General features: G+C 60.6%; 20 protein-coding genes and 1 pseudogene. 7 read left to right on the top strand and 14 right to left on the bottom strand.

All coding sequences use genetic code 11. The features are described from left to right. Positions 1-35 precede the first annotated feature (35 nt). Positions 36-1,283, bottom strand: a complete 1,248-nt coding sequence (locus tag CFR76_RS03295; RefSeq protein WP_244191762.1) for a cytochrome-c peroxidase — start codon at positions 1,281-1,283, stop codon at positions 36-38. A 138-nt stretch (positions 1,284-1,421) separates the two neighbouring features. Between CFR76_RS03295 and CFR76_RS03300 the strand changes: the two genes are divergently transcribed. Both CFR76_RS03300 and CFR76_RS03305 read left to right on the top strand, forming a co-directional pair. After that, positions 1,422-2,657 (top strand): NupC/NupG family nucleoside CNT transporter, encoded by a 1,236-nt coding sequence (locus CFR76_RS03300; protein ID WP_110555790.1) that lies wholly within the window; start codon positions 1,422-1,424, stop codon positions 2,655-2,657. 30 nt (positions 2,658-2,687) lie between these two features. Continuing rightward, positions 2,688-3,629: a nucleoside hydrolase gene (locus CFR76_RS03305; RefSeq protein WP_110555791.1), complete on the top strand. Its 942-nt coding sequence runs from the start codon at positions 2,688-2,690 to the stop codon at positions 3,627-3,629. A gap of 44 nt (positions 3,630-3,673) precedes the next feature. On the opposite strand, the gene CFR76_RS03310 is transcribed toward CFR76_RS03305, so the two are convergent. Together CFR76_RS03310 and CFR76_RS03315 are read right to left on the bottom strand one after the other, a co-directional pair. Beyond that, positions 3,674-4,855 carry a lipase family protein gene (locus tag CFR76_RS03310; protein WP_110555792.1) on the bottom strand — a complete coding sequence of 394 codons (1,182 nt, stop codon included), beginning with the start codon at positions 4,853-4,855 and terminating at the stop codon, positions 3,674-3,676. A 196-nt stretch (positions 4,856-5,051) separates the two neighbouring features. Next, positions 5,052-5,555 carry a flavin reductase family protein gene (locus tag CFR76_RS03315; protein ID WP_110555793.1) on the bottom strand — a complete coding sequence of 168 codons (504 nt, stop codon included), beginning with the start codon at positions 5,553-5,555 and terminating at the stop codon, positions 5,052-5,054. 315 nt (positions 5,556-5,870) lie between these two features. On the opposite strand from CFR76_RS03315, the gene CFR76_RS03320 reads away from it, so the two are divergent. After that, positions 5,871-7,163 carry a DEAD/DEAH box helicase gene (locus CFR76_RS03320; RefSeq protein WP_110555856.1) on the top strand — a complete coding sequence of 431 codons (1,293 nt, stop codon included), beginning with the start codon at positions 5,871-5,873 and terminating at the stop codon, positions 7,161-7,163. A 50-nt stretch (positions 7,164-7,213) separates the two neighbouring features. On the opposite strand, the gene CFR76_RS03325 is transcribed toward CFR76_RS03320, so the two are convergent. The 8 genes from CFR76_RS03325 to CFR76_RS03360 form a co-directional block, all read right to left on the bottom strand. Continuing rightward, a complete protein-coding gene (locus CFR76_RS03325) occupies positions 7,214-8,707 on the bottom strand; it encodes a sugar porter family MFS transporter (RefSeq protein ID WP_110555794.1) in 1,494 nt (497 codons plus the stop codon). Positions 8,708-8,748: 41 nt separating this feature from the next. Continuing rightward, positions 8,749-9,612: a shikimate dehydrogenase gene (gene aroE / locus CFR76_RS03330; protein ID WP_110555795.1), complete on the bottom strand. Its 864-nt coding sequence runs from the start codon at positions 9,610-9,612 to the stop codon at positions 8,749-8,751. Positions 9,613-9,696: 84 nt separating this feature from the next. Continuing rightward, positions 9,697-10,725 (bottom strand): LacI family DNA-binding transcriptional regulator, encoded by a 1,029-nt coding sequence (locus CFR76_RS03335; RefSeq protein WP_110555857.1) that lies wholly within the window; start codon positions 10,723-10,725, stop codon positions 9,697-9,699. A gap of 287 nt (positions 10,726-11,012) precedes the next feature. After that, the gene (locus tag CFR76_RS03340) at positions 11,013-12,224 is read right to left on the bottom strand and encodes an MFS transporter (protein WP_110555796.1); all 1,212 of its coding nucleotides are present in this window, start codon (positions 12,222-12,224) and stop codon (positions 11,013-11,015) included. 233 nt (positions 12,225-12,457) lie between these two features. Beyond that, positions 12,458-13,978 (bottom strand): CYTH and CHAD domain-containing protein, encoded by a 1,521-nt coding sequence (locus CFR76_RS03345; protein WP_110555797.1) that lies wholly within the window; start codon positions 13,976-13,978, stop codon positions 12,458-12,460. Between the two features lie 346 nt (positions 13,979-14,324). After that, a complete protein-coding gene (locus tag CFR76_RS03350; RefSeq protein ID WP_146222631.1) occupies positions 14,325-15,386 on the bottom strand; it encodes a hypothetical protein in 1,062 nt (353 codons plus the stop codon). 80 nt (positions 15,387-15,466) lie between these two features. Continuing rightward, positions 15,467-18,010 carry an amino acid adenylation domain-containing protein gene (locus CFR76_RS03355; RefSeq protein ID WP_110555799.1) on the bottom strand — a complete coding sequence of 848 codons (2,544 nt, stop codon included), beginning with the start codon at positions 18,008-18,010 and terminating at the stop codon, positions 15,467-15,469. A gap of 794 nt (positions 18,011-18,804) precedes the next feature. After that, positions 18,805-19,056, bottom strand: coding sequence for a hypothetical protein (locus tag CFR76_RS03360; RefSeq protein ID WP_110555800.1), 252 nt, complete (start codon positions 19,054-19,056; stop codon positions 18,805-18,807). Between the two features lie 934 nt (positions 19,057-19,990). Between CFR76_RS03360 and CFR76_RS03365 the strand changes: the two genes are divergently transcribed. Beyond that, positions 19,991-20,713, top strand: coding sequence for a catalase (locus CFR76_RS03365; protein WP_244191764.1), 723 nt, complete (start codon positions 19,991-19,993; stop codon positions 20,711-20,713). Next, positions 20,710-21,264 carry a cytochrome b gene (locus CFR76_RS03370; protein WP_110555801.1) on the top strand — a complete coding sequence of 185 codons (555 nt, stop codon included), beginning with the start codon at positions 20,710-20,712 and terminating at the stop codon, positions 21,262-21,264. The genes CFR76_RS03365 and CFR76_RS03370 overlap by 4 nt, the downstream gene beginning before the upstream one ends. A 113-nt stretch (positions 21,265-21,377) precedes the next feature. Here the strand turns inward: CFR76_RS03370 and CFR76_RS03375 are convergent, their stop codons facing one another. From CFR76_RS03375 to CFR76_RS03385, 3 genes are all read right to left on the bottom strand, one after another. After that, positions 21,378-21,938 (bottom strand): NADPH-dependent FMN reductase, encoded by a 561-nt coding sequence (locus CFR76_RS03375; protein ID WP_110555858.1) that lies wholly within the window; start codon positions 21,936-21,938, stop codon positions 21,378-21,380. A 79-nt stretch (positions 21,939-22,017) separates the two neighbouring features. Beyond that, positions 22,018-22,638: an isochorismate family cysteine hydrolase YcaC gene (ycaC, locus tag CFR76_RS03380; protein WP_110555802.1), complete on the bottom strand. Its 621-nt coding sequence runs from the start codon at positions 22,636-22,638 to the stop codon at positions 22,018-22,020. 69 nt (positions 22,639-22,707) lie between these two features. After that, positions 22,708-23,580 (bottom strand): pirin family protein, encoded by an 873-nt coding sequence (locus CFR76_RS03385; RefSeq protein ID WP_110555803.1) that lies wholly within the window; start codon positions 23,578-23,580, stop codon positions 22,708-22,710. 95 nt (positions 23,581-23,675) lie between these two features. Here CFR76_RS03385 and CFR76_RS03390 point away from each other — a divergent pair, with 95 nt between their 5' ends. Next, positions 23,676-24,593 carry a LysR substrate-binding domain-containing protein gene (locus CFR76_RS03390; RefSeq protein ID WP_110555804.1) on the top strand — a complete coding sequence of 306 codons (918 nt, stop codon included), beginning with the start codon at positions 23,676-23,678 and terminating at the stop codon, positions 24,591-24,593. A gap of 667 nt (positions 24,594-25,260) precedes the next feature. Further along, positions 25,261-25,470, top strand: a pseudogene (locus tag CFR76_RS03395) (B12-binding domain-containing radical SAM protein); the annotation flags it as partial.

The following is a 25,470-nucleotide window of genomic DNA, read 5'->3' on the forward strand; positions in this document are numbered from 1 at the left end:
GGTCGTCCCCCCTTTTTCAACCAGCCTCCCCATAATCATCGCGCCTTGCCCATGGGCTGGAAATAACCATCCGTCAGCGTCCCGAGAAAGGCGACAACGGCATTGATCTCGTCATCGGACAGGGCAGGCCGGTTACCGGGCCGGGGGCCAAAGGGTGGATCCATGTTGATGTTGGCATGAAAACGCACGGGCAGGTCGTCATAGACCAGTACCCTGCCATCCGGCCCGGTCGGGTACCACATCCATGGCCGCACATCGCGCAGCACATAAAAGGCGACGGCCTGCCGCAGGGAACGGATCACGCCGTTATGGAAAAAGACATGCCGCGTCGCCACGTTGCGCAATGATGGCGTGCGGAACAGTCCGCAATATTCCGGGTGGTCGGACAGGTCGGTCCGGTCCGGCCCACATAGCCCCAGGTCGAAATAGGCCGGATTGGTGTTCAGCCCGATTGCATGATTACGCGGCACCCCAAGGGCGATCAGCCCGTAATCCGTAAACCGGGGCGGCGTGCCGTCATGCCCGGGCTGGCTGACATGGCATGACGCGCAGTTGCCCTTGTCCACCCGTTCAAACAGGTCCCGCCCCAGCGCTTCCTGCGGGGAAAGCCGCGCCCGGCCCGCCAGCACGGCGTCATATTTGCTGGTATAGGGATAAAAAAGCCCCGGCTCCTGCTGGTAGGTGGCAAGGGCCTCCACAATCAGGCCGAACCGGTCATCCGCAGGCGTCAGGGCCAGCCCATCCAGACGCGGGCCATACCCCGCGGCCAGCACCCGCCGCAGCACGTCCCCCCGGCTGGCATTCGCCATTTCATAAGGCGAAAGCAGCGGGATTTCCCCCTGCCCCCGCGCCGTATCCACCCTGCCATCCCATGTCAGGCCGCCGGTGGGGCCATTATCGGGGCTTTCATTGGCTTCATCTTCCGAATCAAAGAAATGTTCGGCAAACTGGGGCACGTCCTGCAGGTACATAAGCGACGGCACGGCCCGGTGCCCCTGCCGGTGCATGTCCGGGCCACCGTACTGCACCGGCAGGTTGTTGGCCGGGGCGAAGGCATGGGCATCATCATGGCAGGAAGAACAGGCCATATGTCCCGATGCCGATAACCGGGCGTCATGGAACAGGTCTCGGCCAAGCATGCTCAATGCCTGCGCATGGCTGCGGGCCTGGGCACGTGACAGCGGCTCCCCCCGCGGCGCATGAGCCAGAGCCGGAGCCACCATCATCAGGGCGAAAATGACATACATGCCACGCAGGGCAGTCCCGGGCGACAGGGAAACCATGCTATCCATTTTTCATGCAAGTCGATGTGAAACGAGCGTACGGCTTGACGCGACCCCATACAATGTTACGTTAAATTAACAACATAGCCCGGAAAACCATTACCAAAACCTGTCTCCCTGCTTCCTGAAGGCGGCTTCATGCATATCCGTGGGTGTATCGGTATCATACTTCTGGTGTGCACGGGCATCCTCTTCTCGGCTGACCGCAGGCGGATCAGGCCACGTATCATCCTGGCATGCCTCGGGCTTCAGGCCGCCATCGGCTTTACCGTCCTGCGCATACCCGCCGGGCAGGCGCTGCTGCGCGCGGTATCGGACATGGTGACGCGCCTGCTGGCATACGGGGACGAAGGCGGGCGGTTCCTGTTTGGCGCGCTGGTGGGGCAGCGGATGAATACGGTCTTTCCCGGTGAAGGCTATGTCTTTGCCCTTCAGGTGCTGCCATCACTGGTCTATGTCAGCGCCCTGATCGCCATCCTGTACCATTGCGGCGTCATGCAGCGCTTCGCCCGCATATCCGGGCGCGGGGTGCAATGGCTCGCCGGGACATCCCCCGTGGAATCGTTTGGCGCCATCATCACCATCTTTGTCGGGCAAAGCGAACTGCCGGTCGCCCTTGGCCCCTACCTTGCCACCATGGGCGGGACGGAACTGTTCAGCGTGCTGTGCAGCGGCACGGCATCCGTATCAGGCGCCACGCTGGTCGGCTATGTCGGACTGGGCATTCCGGCGCATTACCTTGTCGCGGCATCCTTCATGGCCATACCCGGCGGCCTGCTTTTCGCCAAGCTGCTTGAACCGCGCCCTTCCTGCGCGGCCGCCACACCACTTTCCACCGGCAGTACCGCCTATCACCGCGCTTTTTTTGAAGCCGTCATGGAAGGGGCGCTGAACGGCACGCGTACCGCCATATCGGTCGCCGCCATGCTGGTCGCCTGTATCGGGCTTATTGCGCTGGTCAACGGGATATTGCACGGAATCGGCGGGACGCTGGGGTGGCCGGCCCTGTCACTGGAATACCTCATGGGGCTGCTGTTCGCCCCGGTCGCATGGCTGCTTGGCGTGCCGCTGGCGGAATGTGGCGCCGTGGGGTCGGTGCTGGGGCTGAAGATGGTGGTCAACGAATTCGTGGCCTACCTGCATCTCGGTCCCGCCATACGCGGCGGCGCGCTGTCGCCACGCGCAGCCGCGATTGCGTCATTCGCGCTGTGTGGCTTTGCCAACCTGAGTTCCATCGGCCTGCTGGTGGCGGCATTCGGCAGCCAGTGCCCCGACCGGCGCGAGGAAGTCGCCCGCAGGAGCGCCCGCGCCGTACTGGCAGGCATGCTATCCAACCTGCTGAGTGCCGCGATCGCAGGCATCATCATACAGTAACGCCCAACCGCAGATAAGGAATGGTCCCAGGTGGATGCGCAAAAGATCATAATCGATACCGACCCCGGCCAGGACGACGCCATTGCCATCATGATGGCGCTGGCATCCCCGGAACTGGAAATCCTTGGGCTGTCCACCGTGGCGGGCAACGTGCCGGTCAGCCAGACCGCCACGAATGCCTGCAAGATCCTGGAACTGGCGGGGCGACCCGAGATCCCGGTCCATGCCGGATGCGCCGCCCCGCTACGCCGCACGCCCATCACGGCCGAACACGTGCATGGCCGGACCGGCATGGATGGCCCGGACCTGCCACAACCCGCGCTGCGCCCGCAGGCCGGGCACGCGGTGGATTTCCTGATTGATACGATCCGGGCCAATCCCCCGGGCAGCATAACCGTGGTGACCCTTGGCCCCATGACCAACCTTGCCCTGGCCCTGGTCAAGGCGCCCGACATCGCGCCACGCATCGGGCAGGTTGTGTCCATGGGCGGGGCCTGTTCCGAATGCGGCAACATAACCCCCAATGCCGAGTTCAATATATTCGCCGATCCCGATGCGGCGGACATTGTACTGCGCAGGCCGTTGCCACTGACGCTGGTGCCGCTGGATATCACGCATCAGTTCCTGGTCAGCGCGTCGCGTCTGGCCCGCCTGCGCGCCCTGCCCGGGCGCTGCGCGCAGGCGGCGGCCAGCATGCTGGGGTTTTCCGAACGGTTCGACCTTGAAAAATACAGATGGGATGGCGCCCCACTGCATGATCCCTGCACGATCGGCTGGCTGCTGGCGCCGGACCTGTTTGCAGGCCGCATGGTCAATGTTTCGGTCGAGGTGGACAGCCCCTTCATGCAGGGGGCCACCGCCGTGGACTGGTGGCGGGTGACTGACCGCCCGCCCAATGCCCTTTTCCTGCGCGAAGTGGACAGCGCGGCATTATGGGAGGTGGTGCTGGCACGGTTAGGCCGCCTGCCCTGACACGGCAACAAACGCAGGACCATGCAAACCCGCATGCAGGATATTTACTGCGGGGTCGGATCACACTGCGGCGCTACAGGCTGGCCCGCCATGACCGCCGCCGTGAAGGCGGCTGAATCCGGCAGGGAAGCATTGACGGTCTGGTCATGATTCAAACCCCTGTAGACATGGGCCTGCACAACCGTCCCCGCAGCGCAGGCCGCCTTGACAAGACCCAGTTGCAGCGGCGGCGGCACGTCGCGGTCCAGTTCGCCCGTTGCCATGAACAGCGGCTGGGGCAGCTTCATGGTCGGGTATTTCATTGCAACCAGTGCCGGGGCCAGCGTCCTTAAAAAATCCGGCTTCAGGGAATTGCTGAAATTCAGCCCGTCCTGCCGCACCTTTTCCGTCAGTTCATGCACGCACAGCCCCGCAGCGGCCTGATAGGCGGGCATCGCTTTCGGGGTAAAGGTGTCTTCGGGCCGGAAGGCGGAATCATGGCCTGCAAGGCCCTGCGCAAGATACAGGGCATAGACCATGACAGGATTGTAGCCACCCTTCGCCTGGTCGCGTGCGGTCATCTGCTGCAGCAGCTCCGGCGTAATATAAGGCGCGCCCGTGGCCACCGTGCCCCGGATGTTCAGTTCAGGCGCGTACCCGAGCGCGAAGGCGGCCGCGGCAAAGGCTGCGCCGCCACCTTGCGACTGCCCGACGATCATGACCCGGTTCCGCAGTTCCGGAAAGCCGGCAAGCGCCGCGCGCACGCCATCCAGAAGGCTGTAAGCCTCCACACGGGTATCGAGATAGGCATGCGCGCCAGGCGTGCCCAGCCCCTGGTAGTCGGTACCGACCACGGCAAAGCCGCGTTTCATCCATTCAGACAGGTAGCGACGGTTGCGTTCGGTCCACGGATTGCCGGACGGCGCGCAATGGTCGGCCACGCCCGCCGTGCCATGCGCCCAGGCGACGATCGGCCAGCCCCCTGCCGGTGGCCTGCCCGCGGGCAGGATGACTTCCGCCGTTACGGGGACAAGGCCGCTATCCGTCACGCCATTGGTGGACAGATAGGTGATCCGCGCGGACTGCCCGGCATCAGGCAGGCTGAAGGCCGGCGGCAGTGGTGCGGAGGCACTCAGCGTGCCAGGTCTGGCCTTGGCGGCGGCGGCATGGGCGCCGGTCGTCAGGGCGGCGCAACACAGACCCGCAAGCAGGCCCGCAACCGCAAGGCCGGAACGATGGAAAAGCATGATGTATCCTTATATGGCGCAGTCTTTGCCTGACCGGGCAGAGCTGGTGCTTGAAACCCTCCCTGAGGATGCCCTGCGATAAAGGGCGGGACTGGCACGCATCCGGCGATTCTGGCCATGGCGGGTTACGGCGCGGGTCGTCCCCGCGCCGCGTTCCGGCCCGCATGGCAGGCAGGGGCAATGGGGGTAAGGACGGTCAGCCGCCGTAGAAGACTTTCTCGCCCAGATCCTTCATATGCAGGACTGCCTCATCGGGACGCCCCGCGATTTCGTGGTTCATGTGCGCGTTCGTGACTTCGGCGACGAAGGTATGATGGTCGCCCAGTTCCACGACATGGCGCACCTTCAGTTCGACTGCCGCCGGAACGCCGGTCAGGATGGGGGCGCCATTCGCGGCCCAGCGGATATCCTGCCCACCCAGCTTGCCATCGGCGTATTCGGCAGGCTTGAAGAACGCAAAGGCCAGGCCACCCTGCCCCTTGCCCAGAATGTTGAGCACCAGGTCACGGCTTTCCCGCGCGGCGGCATAAACGGCGGAATCCGTCTTGATGCCAAGGGCCAGGAGCGGCGGGACAAAGCTGGTCTGGGTGACCCAGTTGATCGTGGCCGACGCGATGCCGGTCTCTTTCGTCCCAGCCGTCAGCACATAGAGACCGTAAGGGATCATCCGCAGCGCGGTTTTCCTGGCCTGTTCGTCCATGATGTCTGTTCCTTCGCAGTATTGGCGTCCCACAATGGCGTGGCGGGACGGGGCATGTCCAGCAGGCGGTCGGGAATGGCTGCCCCCCGTTGTGGTGCGCCGCCACCGCTGCAGGCCATGCCCGCCGTGACCCTGTCTGTGGTTGACGCACGAGACAACGCACCCCCATGGCCGCACGCACGGCACGGATCTGGAATTGGCCCCCTTTCCCCGCGTTGACGCGGTGGGGCATCGCCCGTAAAACTCCGCGTTCCACAATCCGCGAAGCCCAAACCGGCGTAGCCTTTGACCGAGCGCCGGAGGCGCCGCCTGACCATGTCCATGACGTTCGCCGACCTTTCCCTGACACCGCCCCTGCTCAGCGCATTGGCCGAGGAAGGGTATGCCACCCCGACCCCCATCCAGGCCCGGTCAATCCCGTTGCTGCTGGAAGGTCGCGACCTGCTGGGCATGGCCCAGACCGGCACGGGCAAGACCGCCGCTTTCGCGCTGCCCCTGCTGCATCGCCTTGCCGCGACACCACGCCCGGCGCCCGAAGGGGGCGCCCGCGTGCTGGTGCTGGCCCCCACGCGCGAACTGGTCTCCCAGATCGCCGATGGCTTCGAAAGCTTCGGTCGCCACCTGCGGCCAAGCGTGACAACGATTTTTGGCGGCGTCAGCCAGTTCCACCAGATTAATGCGCTCAGGGCCGGCGTGGACATCATCGTGGCCACGCCGGGACGGTTGCTGGACCTGATCGGCCAGGGCCTGTGCGACCTGTCACGGCTTGAGGCACTGGTGCTGGATGAAGCCGACCAGATGCTCGACATGGGTTTTGCCAAGCCGATCGAACGTATTGTCGCGGCACTGCCGCAAGACCGGCACACGGTGCTGTTTTCGGCGACAATGCCGAAATCCGTCACCACGCTTGCCGAGCGCCTGCTGCGCGACCCGGCAAAGGTCGAGATTACCCCGCCCTCGACCACTGCTGAACGGATCGAACAGTCGGTCATGTTTGTCGATGCCGCCGACAAGAAGGCTGCCCTGCTGGCGCTGCTCCGGACGCCGGGGATGGGCCAGGCCGTGGTCTTTACCCTGCAGAAGAATATTGCCAACGAAGTCTGCGCTTTCATCACCGAAGCGGGCATTACGGCGGAAGCCCTGCACGGCAACAGGTCACAGGGCCAGCGCGAACGGGCGCTGGACGCCTTCCGCTCTGGCGCGGCACAGGTTCTGGTGGCGACGGATATCGCGGCGCGGGGCATTGACGTCGATACGGTGACGCATGTTTTCAACCACGACCTGCCCAGCCTGCCCGAAAGCTACGTCCACCGCATAGGCCGCACCGGCCGTGCCGGCCGCAACGGTTTCGCCATAACCCTGTGCGATGCCGAACAGCGTGCCTGGCTGCATGACGTGGAGCGCGAAATCGGTCGTACCCTGACCGTGCGGGCCGATCACCCATGGCATTCGGAAGCGGCACGGAATTCGACCATGCGCGCCCCCGTGCTGGGCGGCGGCCCGGCCAAGCAGGTCAAACCGCAGAAAAAGCGCGAGCGGAAAATCTGGACCGAGGAAGAAAAGAACGCGGCCCGGGCGGCCGCCAGGGCCGCTGCGCAGACCGCCTGATCCCACCAGCGGATGGGTCATGCAGGGTGGACCGCCCCCTGCCTGCCCCGTCAGGAATCCCGACGGGTACCGGCCTGATGGCCGATATTGGTGTAGAACGTCCCGGCTCGCAGCGCGCCTTCAATCTGTTCCAGTGTGGTCCCTGCCGTTTCAGGCACATATTTCCACACGAACACAAAGGCCGCGACGTTTATGAAACCGAACAGCCAGAAGGTGCCCGTCGTGCCCAGCGCCGCGACCAGCGACAACGTGACGAGGGAGACGATCGTGTCGGACACCCATACCGTCGCACTGGCCATTCCCATGGCCTTGCTCCGGACGAACAGGGGAAAGACTTCGGCGGCGATCAGCCATACGGCCACGGACAGCGAGCCGAAATTAAAGAAGATATAACCCAGAAGCGCTGCGACCATAAGGACCAGCCGCATCCCGGCCAGCGGCGCGGAACTGAGGAATACCGCCCCCAGAACAAACAGCGACAGGGCCGCCACCGGCAGCATGTACAGCATCATGCGCCGGCGGCCGATGCGGTCTATCAGCGCGATACCCATTGCCGTCGTGATTGTGGACGTAACGCCAACCGAAACCGATGTCAGCAATGCTGCCGAATGGCCAAGCCCGGCCTGCGACAGGATGATGGGCGCATAATAGACAATGACATTGGGGCCGGATAGCTGCGAGAAAGCCGCAACCCCCAGCGCCGCCACAAGGGCAGGCCGGATCCAGCGCTGTTTCAGGCTGGACCGGCCGACACCTGCGGCCGCCCCCGTATCGACCGTCAGGACATCATCCAGTTCCTGCCGCACGATATCCTTGTGTCCCCGCAGTCTGTACAGGATCGAGACGGCGCGGTGTTCATGTTCGTGATGCAGCAGCCAGCGCGGGCTTTCGGGCAGGAAGAACATGCCAAGGGCAAGCAGAATAGCCGGGATGGCGCCCAGCATGAACATCGCGCGCCATGCCCCGGCCCCACCGGACAGTTCATACCCCACGAAAAACGCCACAAGCAGGCCCAGTGAAAAGACAAGCTGGAACAGCGACACCAGCCCCCCGCGCCGGGAGGCAGGGGCCAGTTCGGCCACATAGACCGGCACGATCTGCGTGGTGGCGCCGATCGCCACCCCCAGCCACAGGCGCGCGAAAATCAGGGTGCCGACATCGGGGGCAAGCCCGCACCCCAGCGATGCCACGATGAATATGCCAGCCGCCACCATGATGGCAGGCCGGCGCCCCCATCGATCCGAGACCGGGCCACTCAGCAGGGCGCCAAAAATCGCCCCGATATTCAGGGCCGCCGCCACCCATTCCTGCCCCGCCGTGGACAGTGAAAATGTCTGTGTCACAAAGATCAGGGCGGAGGCGATGATCCCGGTATCATACCCGAACAGCAGCCCGCCCACGGCGGCGACAGCCGCGGCAATGGACACATACCGGCGTGCGGAAAGGGTCTGGTCCCCCCGATGCACCATGGCCGCCAGGGCGGACAGGGCGCGTGCATGGGTATGGTAGCGGGCTGTGTCCTGAATGTTCGGGGTGGTGGGCATCCCGGCATATCCTTTCCCTTGTGGCCAAGAAGAACCGCTGGTCAGCCCGCGTCGGACGCGCCAAAAATATCGCGCAGGGCCTGCGTCATCACGCCTGCGTCAAGCGTTTTTCCAAGCCACAGCGCCACGCCGATCACGCCCTGGTTGACCAGCATGCCCAGGCCATCAAGCGGCGTGCAGCCACGTGCGCGGGCTTCGCGCAGGAGGCATGTCATGGGGGGATTGGGAATGACATCCGCCACGACCTGGCCCTTCGCCAGCGTGTCGAGGTCGATTTCAGGCATGGCCTGCGCGTCACCAAGGCCGACCGACGTGGCGTTGATGACAATATCGGTCCCTTCGGGCACGCGGGCCTTTCCCGACCATGGACAGCCGGTTGCGTCACTGCCGGTATTGTCGCGCACCAGGGCCGCGATGGTTTCGGCCTTTGCCGCGTCACGGTTGACCACCGTTATGTGGGCGGCCCCCGCCAGGCCCAGTTCCACCGCGATGGCCCGCGCCGCGCCACCAGCCCCAAGCATGAAGACCGTCCTGCCCGCCGGATCAACCACATCCCTGAGGGAGGCGAGAAAGCCCTTGCCATCGGTATTGTCGCCGACCAGCCTGCCATCACGGATGGTGACACAGTTCACGGCACCAATAATCCGCGCGGCTTCAGCCAGTTCATCCAGATATTCGATAACCGCCACCTTATGCGGCAGGGAGCAGTTGAAGCCTGCCCATTCCATGGCGACGGCGCCCTTTACCGCGGCGGCCAGATGCGCGACCTTGACGTCGCAATTGATATAGCGCGCATCGATGCCGGCATGGCGGTACGCCGCCTCGATCATGGCGACGGTCGGATTATCGGCGCAGGGCGTGGAAAACGAACCGGTAAGGATGCTGCGGAAATTCTGGTTGCTCATACGGCGTTCCTGTTGGGTGAAGGATCGGATTGCATAGCTATGCAAAACAAGACGCTTTTCCCCCCGGGCGCAAGCCCTAATCCATCAGTCGGTGATGGCCGTGCTACCGCGTTCGATCAACTGCGCGTCAACAACATGGGTGCGTGAAAGGGGCGTGCCTTTCGCCAAAAGGGCTTCATCCAGCAGTTCCATGGCGCGCGTGACCATCAGGTCCGTGTGCTGATCGAAGGATGTCAGGTCATAGCTGCGCCACGCGGCCTGCGGGATGTTATCATATCCCATGATGATGACATCATGCGGGCAGCGCAGGCCCATGCGTTCGCGCAAGGCGTCAATCGCGCCGCAGGCCATCATGTCGTTACTGGAAAAAATGCCATGCGGCCGGATGCCCTGCCTGTGCAGGGTGGTGATGGCCTCGTACCCGCTATCGTATGTATCATCACCCTGCAGGCGGGTCAGGGCAGTCGCGGGAAGGCCCGCTTCACGCAGCCCCTGGCGGAACCCTTCGCCCCGCGCGCGGGAGGCTGCGTTCTTGGCGGGACCGGCCAGCCAGACCGGACGCGCCACGCCATGCGCCGCCATGCGGCGCGCGGCCACGGCCCCCGCCCCGTGATTATTGGAATTGACCGTTGAGATCCACGGCCCCACCAGCGACGAATTGAAGCAGACAACCGGGATATGAAGCTGGGACAATGCCCGCGCCACCGTTTTTGACCCGATTGCAAGCGAGGTGACGACGGCGTCGATCCGGTAGCTCAGCAACTGGTCAAGCGCGCTGTCAAGGGTCAGTGCGTCATGCACATGCATGAGCAGCACCTGCAGGCCGTTTTCACGCAGGGCGGTCGCCAGGCGTTCAAGCGCCGTGGCATAGAACGGGTTCTCCAGCCCGCCAATGACCACGCCCACCATATATGACCGGCCCGACAGCATGATGGCCGGGATGCGGTTGGGCCGGTAGCCAAGGCTGGCGGCCGCGGCCAGCACCTTCTGCCTGGTACGCGATGAAATGCTGGCATCGGGGGAAAATGCACGCGATACGGCCGATTGGGACACGCCAGCCAGCCGGGCGACATCAATGGACGTAACGGCACGAATGGTAGCTTGCTCCCGCATATCATGGTTCATGACAGGTCTATCCCATACGGCCCCCTGACACCATGCCGGCGGCAGGTCCATGCCCGCCAGCGCCCTGTACCGTATGATGTCCGTCGTGCGATGGGCCAGGGCGCGCATCGCAATCGCGCCGCATGGGCGCCGCGCCCGCCGGGTCCGGTCATACATGCCGGACCGCAAGCCGGCCAGCCGGTCATCAGCAGGCCATGCCTTGCCCGTACCCCCGCCGACCATCCGTGCGGGTACGGAACCCCATGGTCAATCATGCCTCACGACGCAGGTGGCGTCTATCCGATCATACGGTTGCGACCGGCCAATGTGGCAAAAACCGCAGCCAGCATGCCCGATCCCATCAGCAGCCAGAACGGCGCGCCCCAGCCACCTGTTGCATCATGAAGCAGGCCGACCAGCAATGGCCCGGCCGCGGCACCCGCATACCCGATGAACTGCGCCATTCCCGACAGGGCGGCCGCCTGATGATGGTCACGCGTGCGAAGGCCAAACAGGGAGAGGCTCGTAACCATGGCAATGCCCGCCCCGAACCCGGCGCAGATCAGCCATAACAGCGAAAGGCCGGGCATGAACGCCAGCCCGCCCGTACCGACCAGCAGCAGAATCCCGCAACTGAACCCCAGTAATTTCTGGTCGCCCAAGCGCCGGATGACAGGGGCGCTACCCAGGTTTGTCGCGACAGCCACCACCTGGAAGACAAGCAGCATGAAACCGGCGGAAGAGAGGGATATGCCCCGGCTGGCCGCATAGGATGCAAACCAGTCCACCAGCGAATAGAACACGAGTGAATGAAACGCGAAGAAAAGCGATACCTGCCAGCCAACCGGATGACGCCATGGCGAGACAAAGGCGCTGCCACCAGACGTGGCTGAAGACATGTAGTGCTGCCGGGCGCGGAACTGCGGCATCCATACAAGAAGCGCAGCAAGCGCAGGCAGCGCCCATAGCCCGATCGCCCCCTGCCAGCCCAGGCCGGACATATGCGCGACAGGTTCGGCCAGCCCGGTCGAAAGGCCGGCCATGGCCGCCATGGCAGCGGCATAAAGACCGATCAGGCCGGCAGCGCGCGTTGGGAAATCACGCTTCACCAGTCCGGGCAGCAGGACATTGCCAAAGGCGATGCCGGAGCTGAGCAGTATGGTCCCGAACCACAGCGCCCCGGGCATGGCCATGGACCGGGCGACCGTGCCGAGCACAATGGCCAGCAGGGAAATGCCAAGGATCCGTTCAAGGCCATGCCGCCGCCCCACGATCGGGGCTACGAGTGAAAGCAGGGCAAAGATCAGCAACGGCAGGGAATTCAGCAGTCCCGCCGTTGTATCACTGAAACCAAGATCATGCTGTATGGCGGGTAATACTGGCCCCAGCCCCGTAATCGGCGCACGAAGATTGGCGCCGATAAGGACAATGCCGAAATAAAGTCCCGAACGGCCCGTGGCGGGCACACTGGTCGATGAAGCCGGGTTCTGCACGTTAACATCCTGCATGTGCCGTACCCGCCGGTTGTGGCAGGTCACGACAGGAATGCGTTGGTTGACGTTAACGCTTACGCGGGAAACACGGCAGATGGCTTCCCGTCTGGAATTGCCCATACGCGCCCTTCCGCGTGGCGTCAACCTGCCCGTCATTGACGCAGTGCCGTGGAAACCGGCTGGCGTTACCGCTGCCCTGTTGCGGCTTGGGGCCTGCAGACGGACCGGATGGACTGCGGCCCCGTCTTTCAGCGCCAGAAAGGCCTGGTATCGCGAAAGACTTTCCACGCTGATACAAGGGCGTGGAGCGCATGACGCTGACGTTTATCATTCCAGCGTGCGAATATGCCCGCAACCGGGGCCAGTTTCAGATGCGCCGCGCCAAGTGTATGAATCAATGTCGCGGCAACAGTCGCGTCATTGTTCTCCCCCAGATGCCGCAACAGCGCCCTGCATCGCCGCACGTAGGTTTCCACGACACGGGAAGGATAAAGGGCGGAAAAATAAGTGACACCATATCGCAGTTTCTTGAGCGCCTTGCGCAGGTCATGCCGTTCATCGGGGGACAGTTCGCCAATATGCCTTCCTTTCCTCCCTGCCTTGCGCGCCAGGCGATCAAGCAATTCTGGCGCGGCATGGGAAAGGGAAACCGCCTGCCCCGCCCCTTGGGGAAAAGCGGCCTCCTCAATCCAGATGGCAAGGGAAAGTACAAGCGTTGTCAGGGCCGGGGTTTCCAGTTCCTGGAAAAGCTGCTGGTGGGCGACCCTTCTTTGTGCCTGCGCCGCGTCCACCAGCATGCGGATCAGATCATTGTCACCATGCGTCGAGAAGGCTGCGGGCAGTGTCTCCAGGCACAGGACGTCCCAGTCACGGGCTTCGCCCAGTCCGCGCCCGATGCGCCGCAGTTCAGACTGGAACAGGTTGATTACGGAATGATCGCTCTCCCCGGACGCGATCATCTGAAGCATGGTGCGTAACTGGCGGATGGCCACCCGCATCTGATGGATGCCTTCCGGATCGCCAGCCCCGGCTGCGGGCTGGTTACGGATCAATGTACCCAGGCCAGACCGGATCAGGGTGCTGAAACCATCAGCCAGCGTCATGTTTCCATCCAGCACGGGCGTGCCGCCCCGCACGGCGGCGGCTGGCGCACCGGTCAGAAGATGATACCCACGTTCAGCTTTTGCAAGAACGCCAAGCCGCAGGGGAACGACGGCCTGCAACGCCAGCGCCAGCCCATAAAGACTTCTTGCCGGGCCATCCCTGATCTCCAGTTCCAGTTCCCGCACCATGGCGCATGCATCACCCGCCCGGACGCAGCCTTCATCAATGGCGACCGCCACCATGGCGCCGTCATGGTGGACCATATACGTGGTGCGATGCACATCCGATACCCACACGGGCGCCAGTTTTTCCTGCATGGCGGTGACCTGTGGCCCGAAAGGTGTCCCTGCCAGCACGGACAGGTCGGGCTGGTCCGATTTGACCACCCATTCCCACTCCCTGCGATCCAGCGCCAGCTGATTGCCTTCGTCGACGGCTTTCAGGGTCTGGATGCGCTGCCTGCCCGCGCGCCTGATGCGTAGCGACAGCCCGGAATGCCACAGTGACAGATCAGGACTGTCATAATAGGTTGTGACAAGATGCGTCCTGTGCCCCCCGTCCCCGCTTGTCGCGGCAAGATGCCGGTCAAGCAGGGCGCGGGCCTGATGCGCGAAAAGCAGCTTCAGTTCGATTTCCCGCGGCGGGATCGTATCCTCTCCAGACATTTTTCTTTCTTACGATCCATCACGAGATCGCTCCCCAAGGTCAGGTTCTTTTCGCAAGATGAAAGGGCTGCCCCACAGTCAGGCCGCATCATGGTGGCAATTTTTTAATAAAGGCGACGCACGGGGAATTCCCCGCAACCATGCCCATATGGCCCTTCGGGCAAACAGGACAGTTCCACCCGTGTTCCACCATTAAGTCATTTAAAATGCTGCATCTTAACCATCTTCCGCCAGGCAGGCATTACCGGACACCGGAAAACAGGGACAGAACCGGGGGCCGGATACGGGACTCCCGACCATGTATATTTATTAATATAGCAGCCTAAACCAGATATCACATTTTCCGTTAAAAGGGACAGGAGGCAGGTTTACCAGGCGGATCAAATCTTGATGTCGCACGATTCAGCCATTTGTTACGCAAATCATGGGCAGCGGACAAAGTCTCGCCCTTATGCCGGGCCGACATCAGGCTCTGCTTGTTCTTACCCATTACATGCTCGCACACACTCGCATGCGCTTCGTACAGTTCCGATATGATACTGACCAGACTGCTTCTGCCATCCGCGCCAATGCGCTGGTTTATTTTTTTGAACTCAATCAGCATCACGGCATGGTCTTCAAGGAAAAGCCCGCTAAAGGATGGTGACGTTTGCGACATATGGGGACGGACAACGGAAATATAATCCGCAGGCAGCATGTCACCCGCGAACTCCATGGCACAGCGGGATGCCGCCAGAACGCACGCCAGATCGCGTGCAAGGGTATCTACTTTTTCCTGGTCAGGTTCATTGGCTATATTCCGGCAACATAGGAGGATACCCTGAATGAGGATAAAAAAAATCTGATGCCCGACCTTCCATCGGTTAAGGATAAGGGGCGCAGACATGTTATTCCTGTCCGAGCCGGGAGACGGCCGGGACAATGCAGTATTACTGCGCTGGAATATGTCGGAACCCGATCGTTCCATATCCCGATCATGGTATGACAGCACCCATTTCAGAACAGTGGACATTCCATCGACAATACCACGTGACTGGTCCGTATTGTATAACCATTCAGCCTGCTTGATCCCGATGAAGGCTGACATTACAATAATGCACGACGCACCCAGCACATCAATGGGACTGACATCCATGTTGACGCGCGCAATACCAAAATACCTGTCAAACATACCATGGTCCGCCTTGCGCTGGGCATCGGGCACCCTGTAATTGTTCAGGTCCAGCGCGTAGGGACCGCGCGCCATGCCAGCATCATGGTGCGGGCAGGTGTTCATCCCTGCCTCGCCGGGGCATCTGTACAGGCTGTCTGCGTATTGTACAAGATAAGGACCAAATTCACGCTCGACCCATATGTTTCCATGCAGGATATGCTTGGGCATGGGGAGGAAGATATGCTCATGCTTCATGGTTTCCGCCCTTTACTTTATTATTTCACGCTTTATTTTTCCATTACGTAATGAAATAAAAATATTATCATTTTACTTCATTATATAAGATGCAACCTGACAAAACGGAGCAGGCTATGGCTGAACGGGTCACGCATGATGTCATAATGACCGGCATCGAATACTTCCGTAACGGTCTTCCCTTTCAGGACCCGTGCCCAGCCATATGGGGCGCGCCGCAGGATGGTCGTGCGCAAATGCAATAACGCATTGGTCAACCGTGATCGGGGGCGACAGATCGCAATGATCGTACGGCCATTATAGATACGTGGCGCCCAGTCGACCTCTGCCCGGACAAGGGCCACGGCCATTTCACGATAGGCCACAGGTATCCATTCCGGCAGGTCGCGCTGCCGGATGCAGCCAAGGGCTTGCCGGTACCCTGATGTCATGAATGTATGGGCCGCCCGCCTGTAACGACGCAACCAGTCCCGGATATCCACCGCGATATGCTGCGCCCGTGGATCAATCAGTATCAATGTTACCTTGCAGCCATCCTGTTCCAGCGTGCAGGCAATATCTATGGCGGGAATTGCCCCGGCGGAATATGCCGCCAGTACGTAGGGGCCAACCGGCTGCAGTTTCCGCATTTCGGTTACATAAGCGGCGGTCAGTTTCGCCAGAACAGGTCGCTTTATCAGTTCGGCCTCCAGCGGTACAGCCGACAGCCCATAAACCGGACGGTCATCCCGGAAATGCCGGGCAAAGGTAAGAAAGCTGAGGGGACGGCCGAAAATATCGGGAAGGCAGAATATGGGCGTTCTGTCCCCATCAGCCTGCAGCACCGTAATGTGGCCCGGAATTTTCTCCTGTTGCTGCACGATGGGGGCAAGCGCCTGGGCGTTGCGCCCGTGATACAGCAATGAAGCTGGAATGACATGACCCAGCAGTTCCTCCAGCCGTGTGGCAGCCTGCTCTGCCAGAAGGGAATCCCCGCCATGATCGAAAAAGTCATCATGCTGGGTCAGGAGAGGCTGCCGAAGGATATCGCGGAACACGCCGACAACCACTTCCTCCACCGGGCGCAGGGCGGTATCACAACCTACGATATCCTGCATTTCATCGACTTTCATTGCACCAAGCGCCGCGCGGTCAATTTTCCCCACCGGACTCAATGGCAGATGATCCAGAACCGTCAGACGTGTGGGCAGCATGTAATCTGGCAGCATCGTGCGCAGCATGCGTCGTATTTGCGCCAGCGTCATGCACTGGTCCGATACGACAAAGGCTGCGAGATGTTCGGTTTTTCCCTCCCCCTCCACCGCAATGGCCGCCGCCGCACGGACAGCCGGAAGGCGCGCCAGGGCGGATTCCACTTCATCCAGTTCGATACGATACCCACGGAATTTGATCAGCCGTCCGCATCGGCCCACGAACTGCAGGTTGCCATCTTCCATTTCCCGCACAAGATCGCCGGTACGGTACATCCTTCCCTCCGGCATGAACGGGTCAGGCACGAAACGTTCAGCCGTCAGCACGGGCTGGTTCAGGTATTCAATGGCAAGTAACGGGCCGCCTATGAACAGCTCTCCCATTTCGCCGGGCGTGGCCGGTTTCCCGTCCTGATCCAGTACGTATAATCGCGCGCCGGCTATGGCCTTGCCAATGGGGGGATCGACCCGCACATCGCGCGGTACATGGGCAATGGTAGCGCATATGCTTGCCTCGGTCGGGCCATAATGATTCCTGACCGCCTGAACGGATGATCTTGCATAAATCTCCTGCGCCAGCGTCGCCGTCAGTTTTTCACCGCCGACACTGATGACCCGAACGGAATCCGGGATACGACGCGCCTGGGCCAGTAAAGCAAACGCCGCAGGCACGCCATTCAGCCATGTGGGCGTTTCAGTAGGTGCGAAAGGTTCAAGAAGGTCACGTTTCAGCACCACGGTGCCGCCGACACTCAGGGGCAGGAAGATTTCCAGTATTGAAGGATCAAAACAGATCGAGGTCGTCGCCGCGCTACAGGCCAGGTCTTCAGGCCGGAATGTTTCCGCCAGGCCTTCAATAACCGCGCTTGCGGTATGGCGCAGGACGACCCCCTTCGGGCGCCCTGTTGACCCTGATGTATAGAAAATACAGGCCAGGTCGATATTGTTGGCGCCTTCATCAAGGGGCGTGGCGCTCCATGCGCTGATCATGCCCGCCTCGACATCCAGCGCCAGACGCCAGCCAGAAAAATCTGGCGTAATGCAAAGGCTGGAGTGCGTGACCAGAAGCGGTGGCTGGCAGTCGGCAAGCATCATTGCGATGCGTTCGGCAGGATAGGCAGGATCAAGGGGTACATAGGCCCCGCCGGCCTTCATAACGGCCAGAATGGTTATGATCAGTTCAGGCGTGCGATCCAGGCATATCGCCACCAATGTCCCGGCACGTACGCCGCGACCCCGTAAATGTCGGGCCAGTTGATTGGAACGTTCTTCCAGGTCCCGGTAACACCATGCCTGTCCATTATGTACAAGCGCGATGCTCTCGGGCCGAATACTGGCCTGACGGACAAATAGATGATGAATTCGCTGTGGCACCTGGTGCTGGAAATCTTCATCACTGAAAGCCAGGCGGGATGCTTTGATCTGGGATGGCATGGTACATAAGACTCCATGGGAGAATTCGCGGCCCGAATTTCCTTTGTGATCTTGCGATCCTGAAGCACGCGACAGGCTTCAGGCCATTATCCATTATTTTATTTTTATTATGATATGTATTACGGAGCCATGGACAGGTATGCATTCCTTTTATAAAAATACATCACGCCTTCCGGAATGGAAGGATTTATATTATGTTTTCCGGAATGCCGCATGAAAAATATAAATGCATATTTTTTTAAATAAAAAATAAATAATGATGCAACACATACCGGATGGAGTGTTGAATAAATCATTCCTGTACAGAAAACGTTTACATCATGCGCCAAGGGAAGGCGCATTCGCCTATGCGCGGCATCCCATCTTATAAAAAAGAATGGCATGGTACGATTTCCCATTCAAAAGAGAATAAGAGTTTTCATTGTATAATCATGGAAAATGAAAAGCCCTTCAAAAAAAACGCCGACATGTTCACCCGGTTTCCGGAGAAATACAAAATATTTCCAAAAAATCCATAAAAGCGCTTTTTTATAATTTAAAATCGCTATTGAGTATTATTATCATCATGAAGGCCGATGTTGATGCAAAGCATCCACAACTTGCGTGGTTTATCATTCCGTCCATAAAAACAGATGATGTGCATCGCATGTAGTTTATAATGTATTGACCTTATATTATTATAAAAATATATACATTATTCTATAAAATTTCTGAACATAATAACAAATATAACCATAATCAACAGTAATACACGAAGTGGTTACACGTCATACCTCAGACACAATTCCGATTATTTAATCGGACGATTCCCAACCCTTTTTCTGCACTATCGGGTTCTCTTTACTTTCAATCATATCCATGGGGAGCGCCAGCACTTCCAGAAACATCCCGGCGCGGAAGGCAGTCAGGGGATGCCGGACGATGAACGCTTCATCTGCGCCATGTCCCGTCTCTCCCTGACCAAGCCGGTCGAATATCCTGATCCGGCGATCATGCGCCCTATTGGCGGAAACACGGCTGATGACTGGCAATACCTGCCCGCTCATGCCGTTCCTACCCGTACCATAATATCTTATTCGCGCATGGAATGCCCTGATACCCGGTTTCGCTGGTCGTAAAGCAGGCCGGGCACACCCGAAAACAGGCCACCATTTGCAGATGAGGGCCGTACGCAACCTTTATTTATCAGGGCACGAAACGTAAATGGATGAACAGGCTTATCCCGACATGATATTTCTTGACGCGTGTAACCTTTGATAAATCCGGTATTTTCATAAACCCGGTATGACAGACATTACGCCTCTCCGGGTGGGGTAATGGAAATGTAATGACCGGCGGATTCCTACGCCCAAAAAAACAGGTTCCCTGATCATCCGCCGTTTCATCGGGCAGGCGTCACCTTAAAATAAAAAAGTTTTGGTGAATCTTTTTTAAAACGCTTCATAAAACGCCGTCCTTTTAAAAATCCCGCCCCTGTAAATTTTTATTATTTCTGGACAACAGGTTGTCTTCAGGCGTTCTCCAATAAAGTGCACGCCTTTTGATCATGCCCATCTGGCTACCCCGCAGATAACCGGTCCTGAAACCCGAGGTCACCATGGCACGCCAGCCCGACAGAGCCGAAATGATGAAACGTTTTATGCTTACGGATAAGGCCGCAATAAAGCATCTCGGGTTCATAGCCATCATTCTTGCGCTTTTCTGCGGGGCCTTTGCCTGGAGTGCCGGGTGGCTGTCACCCCACAGGCTGACGCAGGCCACGATGATGGACGCCCTGGGGGCAGTCGACGGCCGCCATCCGGGCTTTCGCCGCAACCATGCCAAGGGGATATGCGTAACCGGCTGGTTTGAGGGCAATGGCCGGATGGCAGCACTTTCAACCGCTTCCGTCTTCCACGCGGGGCACATTCCCGTGGTCGGTCGTTTCGCGCTGGCGGGGGCATGCCATTTCAGGCGGATGCGCCTGCCAAAGTCCGTAGCATGGCGCTACGCATCCTGCCGCCCGATGGCCAGGAATGGCGCATGGGCCTCAACGACATCCCGGTTTTTATCGCGCGCACACCGCAGGAATTTCATGACCTGCTGCTGGCCACACGCCCGGACCCGGCAACGGGCAGGCCGGACCCGGCGCGCGTTGGCCCGTTCATGTCAACGCATCCGGAAGTCGCAGGGGCCGTGGCCCTTGTAAGCGGCAGGACCATTACGTCCGGCTTTGCTGACGATACCTATCTCAGCCTCGATACATTCCGGCTCCTTGGCATGAACGGCGTATCGGCGCCGGTGCGCTGGGCCATGGTTCCGGTTACGCCGCCCCGCGCCGCACCTTCGGGCACGGGACCAGACTACCTGTTCGAAGACCTGATCGCGGCACTGCATCAGGCGCCGTTACAGTGGCGCCTTGTCATCACGACGGGTGAGCCATCCGATCCCACATCCGACCCGACACGCGCCTGGCCCGCCAGCCGCCGCAGGATCGATGCCGGGACACTGACGCTGGACAGGGCCGAGAGCGAGGATAACGGCCCATGCACCGGCATCACCTATGACCCGACGGTACTGCCGGCCGGAATAACCGCATCCGACGACCCGATCCTTCCCGCGCGATCCGCCGCCTACATGCGGTCCTTCACACTGCGATCGGGCGAAAGGAAACCCGCCAGCGCCATCACCCCGGCCATGGTTGCCACGGGAGGCCCGTCATGAACGCCGTCATCCGCTTTTCGGCCCTGGCACGGCTCCTGCACTGGCTGATGGCCGCCATGATCCTTGCGATGCTGTTCGTCGGCGTGTTCATGGCCGCGACGGAAGGGGCGGCTTATGACACCCTGCTTTCGCTACATCGGCCAACAGGCATCACCATCCTGGCGCTGGCCGTTATTCGGCTTGGCAATCGCTTCCTTGTCGCGCCGCCCCCACTTCCCGGCACCCTGCCCGCCATACAGCGTATGGCGGCAAAGGGGTCCCATATCCTGCTCTATGCCCTGATGGTCGCCATGCCGCTGACCGGGTGGGCCATGCTGTCCGCCGGGGCCTACCCGGTTGTATTCTGGGGCAGCGTACATCTACCACCGATCCTGCCACACAGCCCGGCCCTGTTCGCCCTGTTGCGGCATATGCATACATGGCTGGGCCTGACGCTGTTCGGCGTCATCGTGGTTCACCTTGGCGCAGCACTGCTTCATGCGCTGGTTCTGCGTGACGGGGTGTTTCGTGCCATGGCATCCCTGCGACCGGGGCGGTGCGGCAGGGACTGACCCTGTTTCCATATCCAGCCCGCCCTGCCCCGCCACGGACAGGAAAGGCCAGACGGGGGCGACGCGGGGGTTGCCCCGCCCCTGTGCGGTTATCATGGTCGTTACCGGCAGGCCTATGTCATGGCGCGCGCAAGTTCCGCGAGCGCATTGATCTGGCGAACCAGAAAATCGCGCGTGTCCTGATCCGTCAGTTCACGGCGTCCGGTATCGAATTTGGTCGCCGCCTGCCCGATCATGACTTCCGGCTTATTCAGCACATAGGCATCCAGAAATACCAGTATCTGCCGCAGGTGGTATTGCGCCCGCGCGCCGCCAATCATTCCGGGTGAAACCGTCTGGATGGCGAGGGGCTTTCGCGCCAGTGGCTGCGGCGCCACGCGTGAGAGCCAGTCCAGGGCGTTTTTCAGGACGCCGGGCACCGAATAGTTATATTCCGGCGTGACGATAATGACGCCATCTGCCGATCTGATCTGGTCAGCCATTTCAAGAACGGGGGCCGGCATCCCCCGATCCTGCAGGTCCTGATCATAGAGCGGGAACGCGCCCACGGAGCCGAGCGGGGAGATACGGATACCCTCTGGCGCGATCCGGGGCAGGGTTTCAGCCACCATGCGATTCAGGGATGCCTGGCGAAGGCTGCCAAGGAGGACAACGAAATGTAGTTTCTGCGACATGAAAAATGGTTCCTGCAAATCCTGGTCCACAATGCATCCTCCATATGGTCCCGGAAACCGGATGTCCGGGGAACGCCTGTCACGGCCTGCTGGCCGTATGGGACGTGATGAGATTGCGATAATCGGGAATATGGTTCGACAGCAGCGCGCCAAGCCCGTCGACATCGTTCCGCCAGTCGCGGTGCAGTTCGCATGCCGCACCGAACCATGTCATCAACTGTGCGCCGGCGGCCTCCATGCGCGCCCATGCCGCATCGCGCGTCATGGCGTTGAAGGTGCCCGATGCATCTGCCACGACAAAAACCTCATAGCCTTCGGCAAGGGCGGACAGGACCGGAAACGCCACGCATACCTCGGTCACCACGCCAGCGATGAGAAACTGCCCCTTCCCCGTGGCCTTGACCGCCGCGACGAAATCGGGGTTGTCCCAGGCATTGATCTGGCCAGGCCGGGCTATGAAAGGCGCATCAGGGAACTGTTCCCTGAGTTCCGGTACAATCGGCCCGTTTGGCCCGCTTTCGAAACTTGTCGTAAGAATGGTCGGCAGCCTGAAATACCGCGCCATGTCCGCCAGGGCCAGAACGTTGTTGCGGAATTTGTCCGGGTCGATGTCGCGCACCAGCGACAGCAGCCCTGCCTGGTGATCGACCAGCAGGACGGCAACATCGTCCCTGTCGAGGCGTACGTAAGGTCTGTTCATCCCGGATACTCCTTTCTTGCGCGTAGGAAAGTGCCCCGCCGGTTCCGGTACGGGGCACATCGCGGCATGTCAGTTCTTGGCAATGACACCGAAACGGCCGGTCCGCATGTCATTGATCGCCTGCTGGATTTCTTCCTGCGTATTCATGACAAACGGCCCGTACCCGGCGATCGGTTCGTTCAGCGGCGCGCCGGTCAGGACCAGGAAACTCGACTCAACCGCCGCCTGCACGCTCACCTGCGTTCCCGCCGTCCCCAGCAGGACGAACTGCGCGCTGCCCAGTTCCTCCGCACCGTTCACGATCAGTTTTCCTTCCAGCGAGACGATGGCGCTGTTATGCCCTTCGGGAAGGTCAAGCGTAATGTGCCGCCCCTGATGCAGGACCGCATCCCACACGTTCAGCGGTGAAAATATCCGGGCCGGGCCATGCGCACCGTCATAATCCCCGGCGATGATACGCAGGTGTCCCGCGCCGTCCGGCAGGGCCACGTTCGGGATGTCCGCCGCAAGCAGGGTCTGGTAGCCAGCAGGCACGCCCTTGTCCTTTGCCGGAAGGTTGACCCATAGCTGGACCATGCGGAACGCGCCGCCCGATCTGGCATATGCGGGAGAATGATATTCCTCATGCTGTATGCCGCGTCCGGCGGTCATCCACTGCACATCGCCCGGTCCGATCACGCCGCCACCGCCCGAAGAGTCACGGTGCTCGACCTCGCCATCATAGACGATCGTGACCGTTTCAAAGCCCTTGTGGGGGTGTTCACCAACCCCGCGGCGGGACTGTGTCGGCTGGAACTGATGCGGCCCTGCATAATCCAGAAGCAGAAACGGGCTGAGATGCCTGCCGAAGTCACTATACGAAAACAGGGACCGGACGGGGAAACCGTCCCCCACCCAGTGGCCGCGATCGTTTCCGTAGCGGCCGAGAATTTGCTTCTGCATGGTGATGCTCCTTGCTACCTCGACCCTGAATATGCGACCGCCTGATCGTCTCATGAAGATTGCCAGATCGAACGATGCGTTCTACTGATGGAACAATGCGGGATCTCAATGATTTCTACTATTTCGTGCAGGTCGTCCGTCACGGCGGCTTTTCCGCCGCCGCCAGGGCGACGGGGTTGCAGAAATCCCTCCTGAGCCGCCGGATCCAGGCGCTGGAAGACCGCCTTCACACGCGGCTGATCCAGCGGTCCTCACGCCATTTCAAGATCACGGAAACCGGGAACAGATTTTACGAGCATTGCACAGCCCTGCTTGAAGAAGCCGATCTGGCCGAACGCTCCATTGCGGAACTGCAAAGCGAACCCTGTGGCGTGATCCGCCTGAGCTGTCCCGTAGCCCTGCTCAATTTCCAGTTCGGTGCGCTGCTGGCCCGCTTCATGCAACGGCACCCGGCGGTAACCTTGCATCTTGAAAGTACCAATCGACGCGTTGACGTGCTGAAGGAAGGATTTGATCTCGCCATTCGCGTGCGATTTCCGCCCCTTGAGACATCCGACCTTGTCATGCGCGTTTTCGATACAAGCACCCAATGCCTCGTTGCGGCCCCGGAACTTGTCAGCACGCCGCCGACCGCGCCCGCCGACCTTGCCGCGTTCGCCAGCATGGATTTCCACACAGCACCCGGCACCCATTCCTGGACCCTGGAAAATCGGGACGGACAGACCGCGACCGTCTTTCACGAACCCAGGTTTGTCACGGATGACATGGCGGTCCTCCGCGAGGCCGCCCTTATCGGCAACGGTATCGTGCAGCTACCCACCATGATGGTGTGGAAGGATATCAAGGCAGGGCGCCTGGTCCCTCTCCTGCCCAACTGGCATCCCCAGGCTGGCATCATCCATGCGGTTTTTCCATCAAGGCGGGGCATTGTCCCGGCCCTCAGGGCACTGCTTGATTTTCTGGCACATGAATGCGCCGTCCAGCGGCAATGGGTCAGCAGGGCAATCCGGTAATTTATGGCGCATCACCCGCCCGCAACGCCCTGAACGGCCAGACCGCCGAACAGTCGGCCTGCATTCCCCAACTTCCCGGACCCACAAGGTTTCCGGACCGCCATCCTTCCTGCATCCGTGATGCGGATTAATAAATCCCAATCTTCAGGCCATCGCCTTGTCGCCCGCTCCATATCCTTGTAAAAAAATAAATAAATACTTTGTCGCAAACGCAGCATTATGGATTATTCCCGATTGAAAACCTCCATAAACAGTAAAATTCGCCAAGGTCCGCAATACAGGGGCGGCCTTCCCGTGCTGGCCGCCGGTTTGCGGCAATTCCCCGGATAACCGGGATAAAGGCTGTCGGCGCGGTCGCCACGGACAGGACGGCTGCCACCCGGCCCGCCGCAAGGTTAATGACGCGGGCCTTCCAGGCGGGTCGCGCCGCATCCGGGCATTCGTGGCGGACCTGTTATCCGGCATGGGCAGGCAACAATACACAAGGGCCTGCAACGGCCATGGAAACCGTTCCCGGTCACGAAATTGATCCCACTACGAAAGGGGTTCACCCCATGCCGCCCTGCCTGTCGAACTGCACCATGCGTAATGCCGCCATCTCCCGGAATGGAGCGGAAGGCATCTGTCCTGATCGTAGCCGATCCCTGACACAATGGACCCTTGCGTGATGACTGAATCTTGCAAGGTCCTGATGATCTTCCCGCGCTTCAACGCCAATTCATTCTGGAACTATCAGGCGGCATGCGACCTGGCCGGGGCGCGCTATCCGGCGGCGCCACTTGGCCTGATTACCGTTGCGGCCCTGCTGCCCGCGGAATGGGACGTGCGGCTGGTCAACCGCAATACCGAAGAGCTGGCGGACGCGGATCTGGCCTGG

Source organism: Komagataeibacter swingsii, from assembly GCF_003207895.1.
In the GTDB taxonomy this organism is placed as follows: Bacteria; Pseudomonadota; Alphaproteobacteria; order Acetobacterales; family Acetobacteraceae; genus Komagataeibacter; species Komagataeibacter swingsii.

Excerpts from the sequence above, each read along its gene's own strand:
- CFR76_RS03350 (WP_146222631.1), bottom strand. The coding sequence starts at position 15,386 with ATGAAGCATGAGCATATCTTCCTCCCCATGCCCAAGCATATCCTGCAT.
- CFR76_RS03365 (WP_244191764.1), top strand. The coding sequence starts at position 19,991 with ATGGCGCTACGCATCCTGCCGCCCGATGGCCAGGAATGGCGCATGGGC.
- CFR76_RS03375 (WP_110555858.1), bottom strand. The coding sequence starts at position 21,938 with ATGTCGCAGAAACTACATTTCGTTGTCCTCCTTGGCAGCCTTCGCCAG.
- CFR76_RS03300 (WP_110555790.1), top strand. The coding sequence starts at position 1,422 with ATGCATATCCGTGGGTGTATCGGTATCATACTTCTGGTGTGCACGGGC.
- CFR76_RS03385 (WP_110555803.1), bottom strand. The coding sequence starts at position 23,580 with ATGCAGAAGCAAATTCTCGGCCGCTACGGAAACGATCGCGGCCACTGG.
- CFR76_RS03335 (WP_110555857.1), bottom strand. The coding sequence starts at position 10,725 with ATGCGGGAGCAAGCTACCATTCGTGCCGTTACGTCCATTGATGTCGCC.
- CFR76_RS03295 (WP_244191762.1), bottom strand. The coding sequence starts at position 1,283 with ATGGTTTCCCTGTCGCCCGGGACTGCCCTGCGTGGCATGTATGTCATT.
- CFR76_RS03360 (WP_110555800.1), bottom strand. The coding sequence starts at position 19,056 with ATGAGCGGGCAGGTATTGCCAGTCATCAGCCGTGTTTCCGCCAATAGG.
- CFR76_RS03320 (WP_110555856.1), top strand. The coding sequence starts at position 5,871 with ATGTCCATGACGTTCGCCGACCTTTCCCTGACACCGCCCCTGCTCAGC.
- aroE (WP_110555795.1), bottom strand. The coding sequence starts at position 9,612 with ATGAGCAACCAGAATTTCCGCAGCATCCTTACCGGTTCGTTTTCCACG.
- ycaC (WP_110555802.1), bottom strand. The coding sequence starts at position 22,638 with ATGAACAGACCTTACGTACGCCTCGACAGGGACGATGTTGCCGTCCTG.
- CFR76_RS03390 (WP_110555804.1), top strand. The coding sequence starts at position 23,676 with ATGCGGGATCTCAATGATTTCTACTATTTCGTGCAGGTCGTCCGTCAC.
- CFR76_RS03355 (WP_110555799.1), bottom strand. The coding sequence starts at position 18,010 with ATGCCATCCCAGATCAAAGCATCCCGCCTGGCTTTCAGTGATGAAGAT.
- CFR76_RS03310 (WP_110555792.1), bottom strand. The coding sequence starts at position 4,855 with ATGCTTTTCCATCGTTCCGGCCTTGCGGTTGCGGGCCTGCTTGCGGGT.
- CFR76_RS03370 (WP_110555801.1), top strand. The coding sequence starts at position 20,710 with ATGAACGCCGTCATCCGCTTTTCGGCCCTGGCACGGCTCCTGCACTGG.
- CFR76_RS03315 (WP_110555793.1), bottom strand. The coding sequence starts at position 5,555 with ATGGACGAACAGGCCAGGAAAACCGCGCTGCGGATGATCCCTTACGGT.
- CFR76_RS03340 (WP_110555796.1), bottom strand. The coding sequence starts at position 12,224 with ATGCAGGATGTTAACGTGCAGAACCCGGCTTCATCGACCAGTGTGCCC.
- CFR76_RS03345 (WP_110555797.1), bottom strand. The coding sequence starts at position 13,978 with ATGTCTGGAGAGGATACGATCCCGCCGCGGGAAATCGAACTGAAGCTG.
- CFR76_RS03325 (WP_110555794.1), bottom strand. The coding sequence starts at position 8,707 with ATGCCCACCACCCCGAACATTCAGGACACAGCCCGCTACCATACCCAT.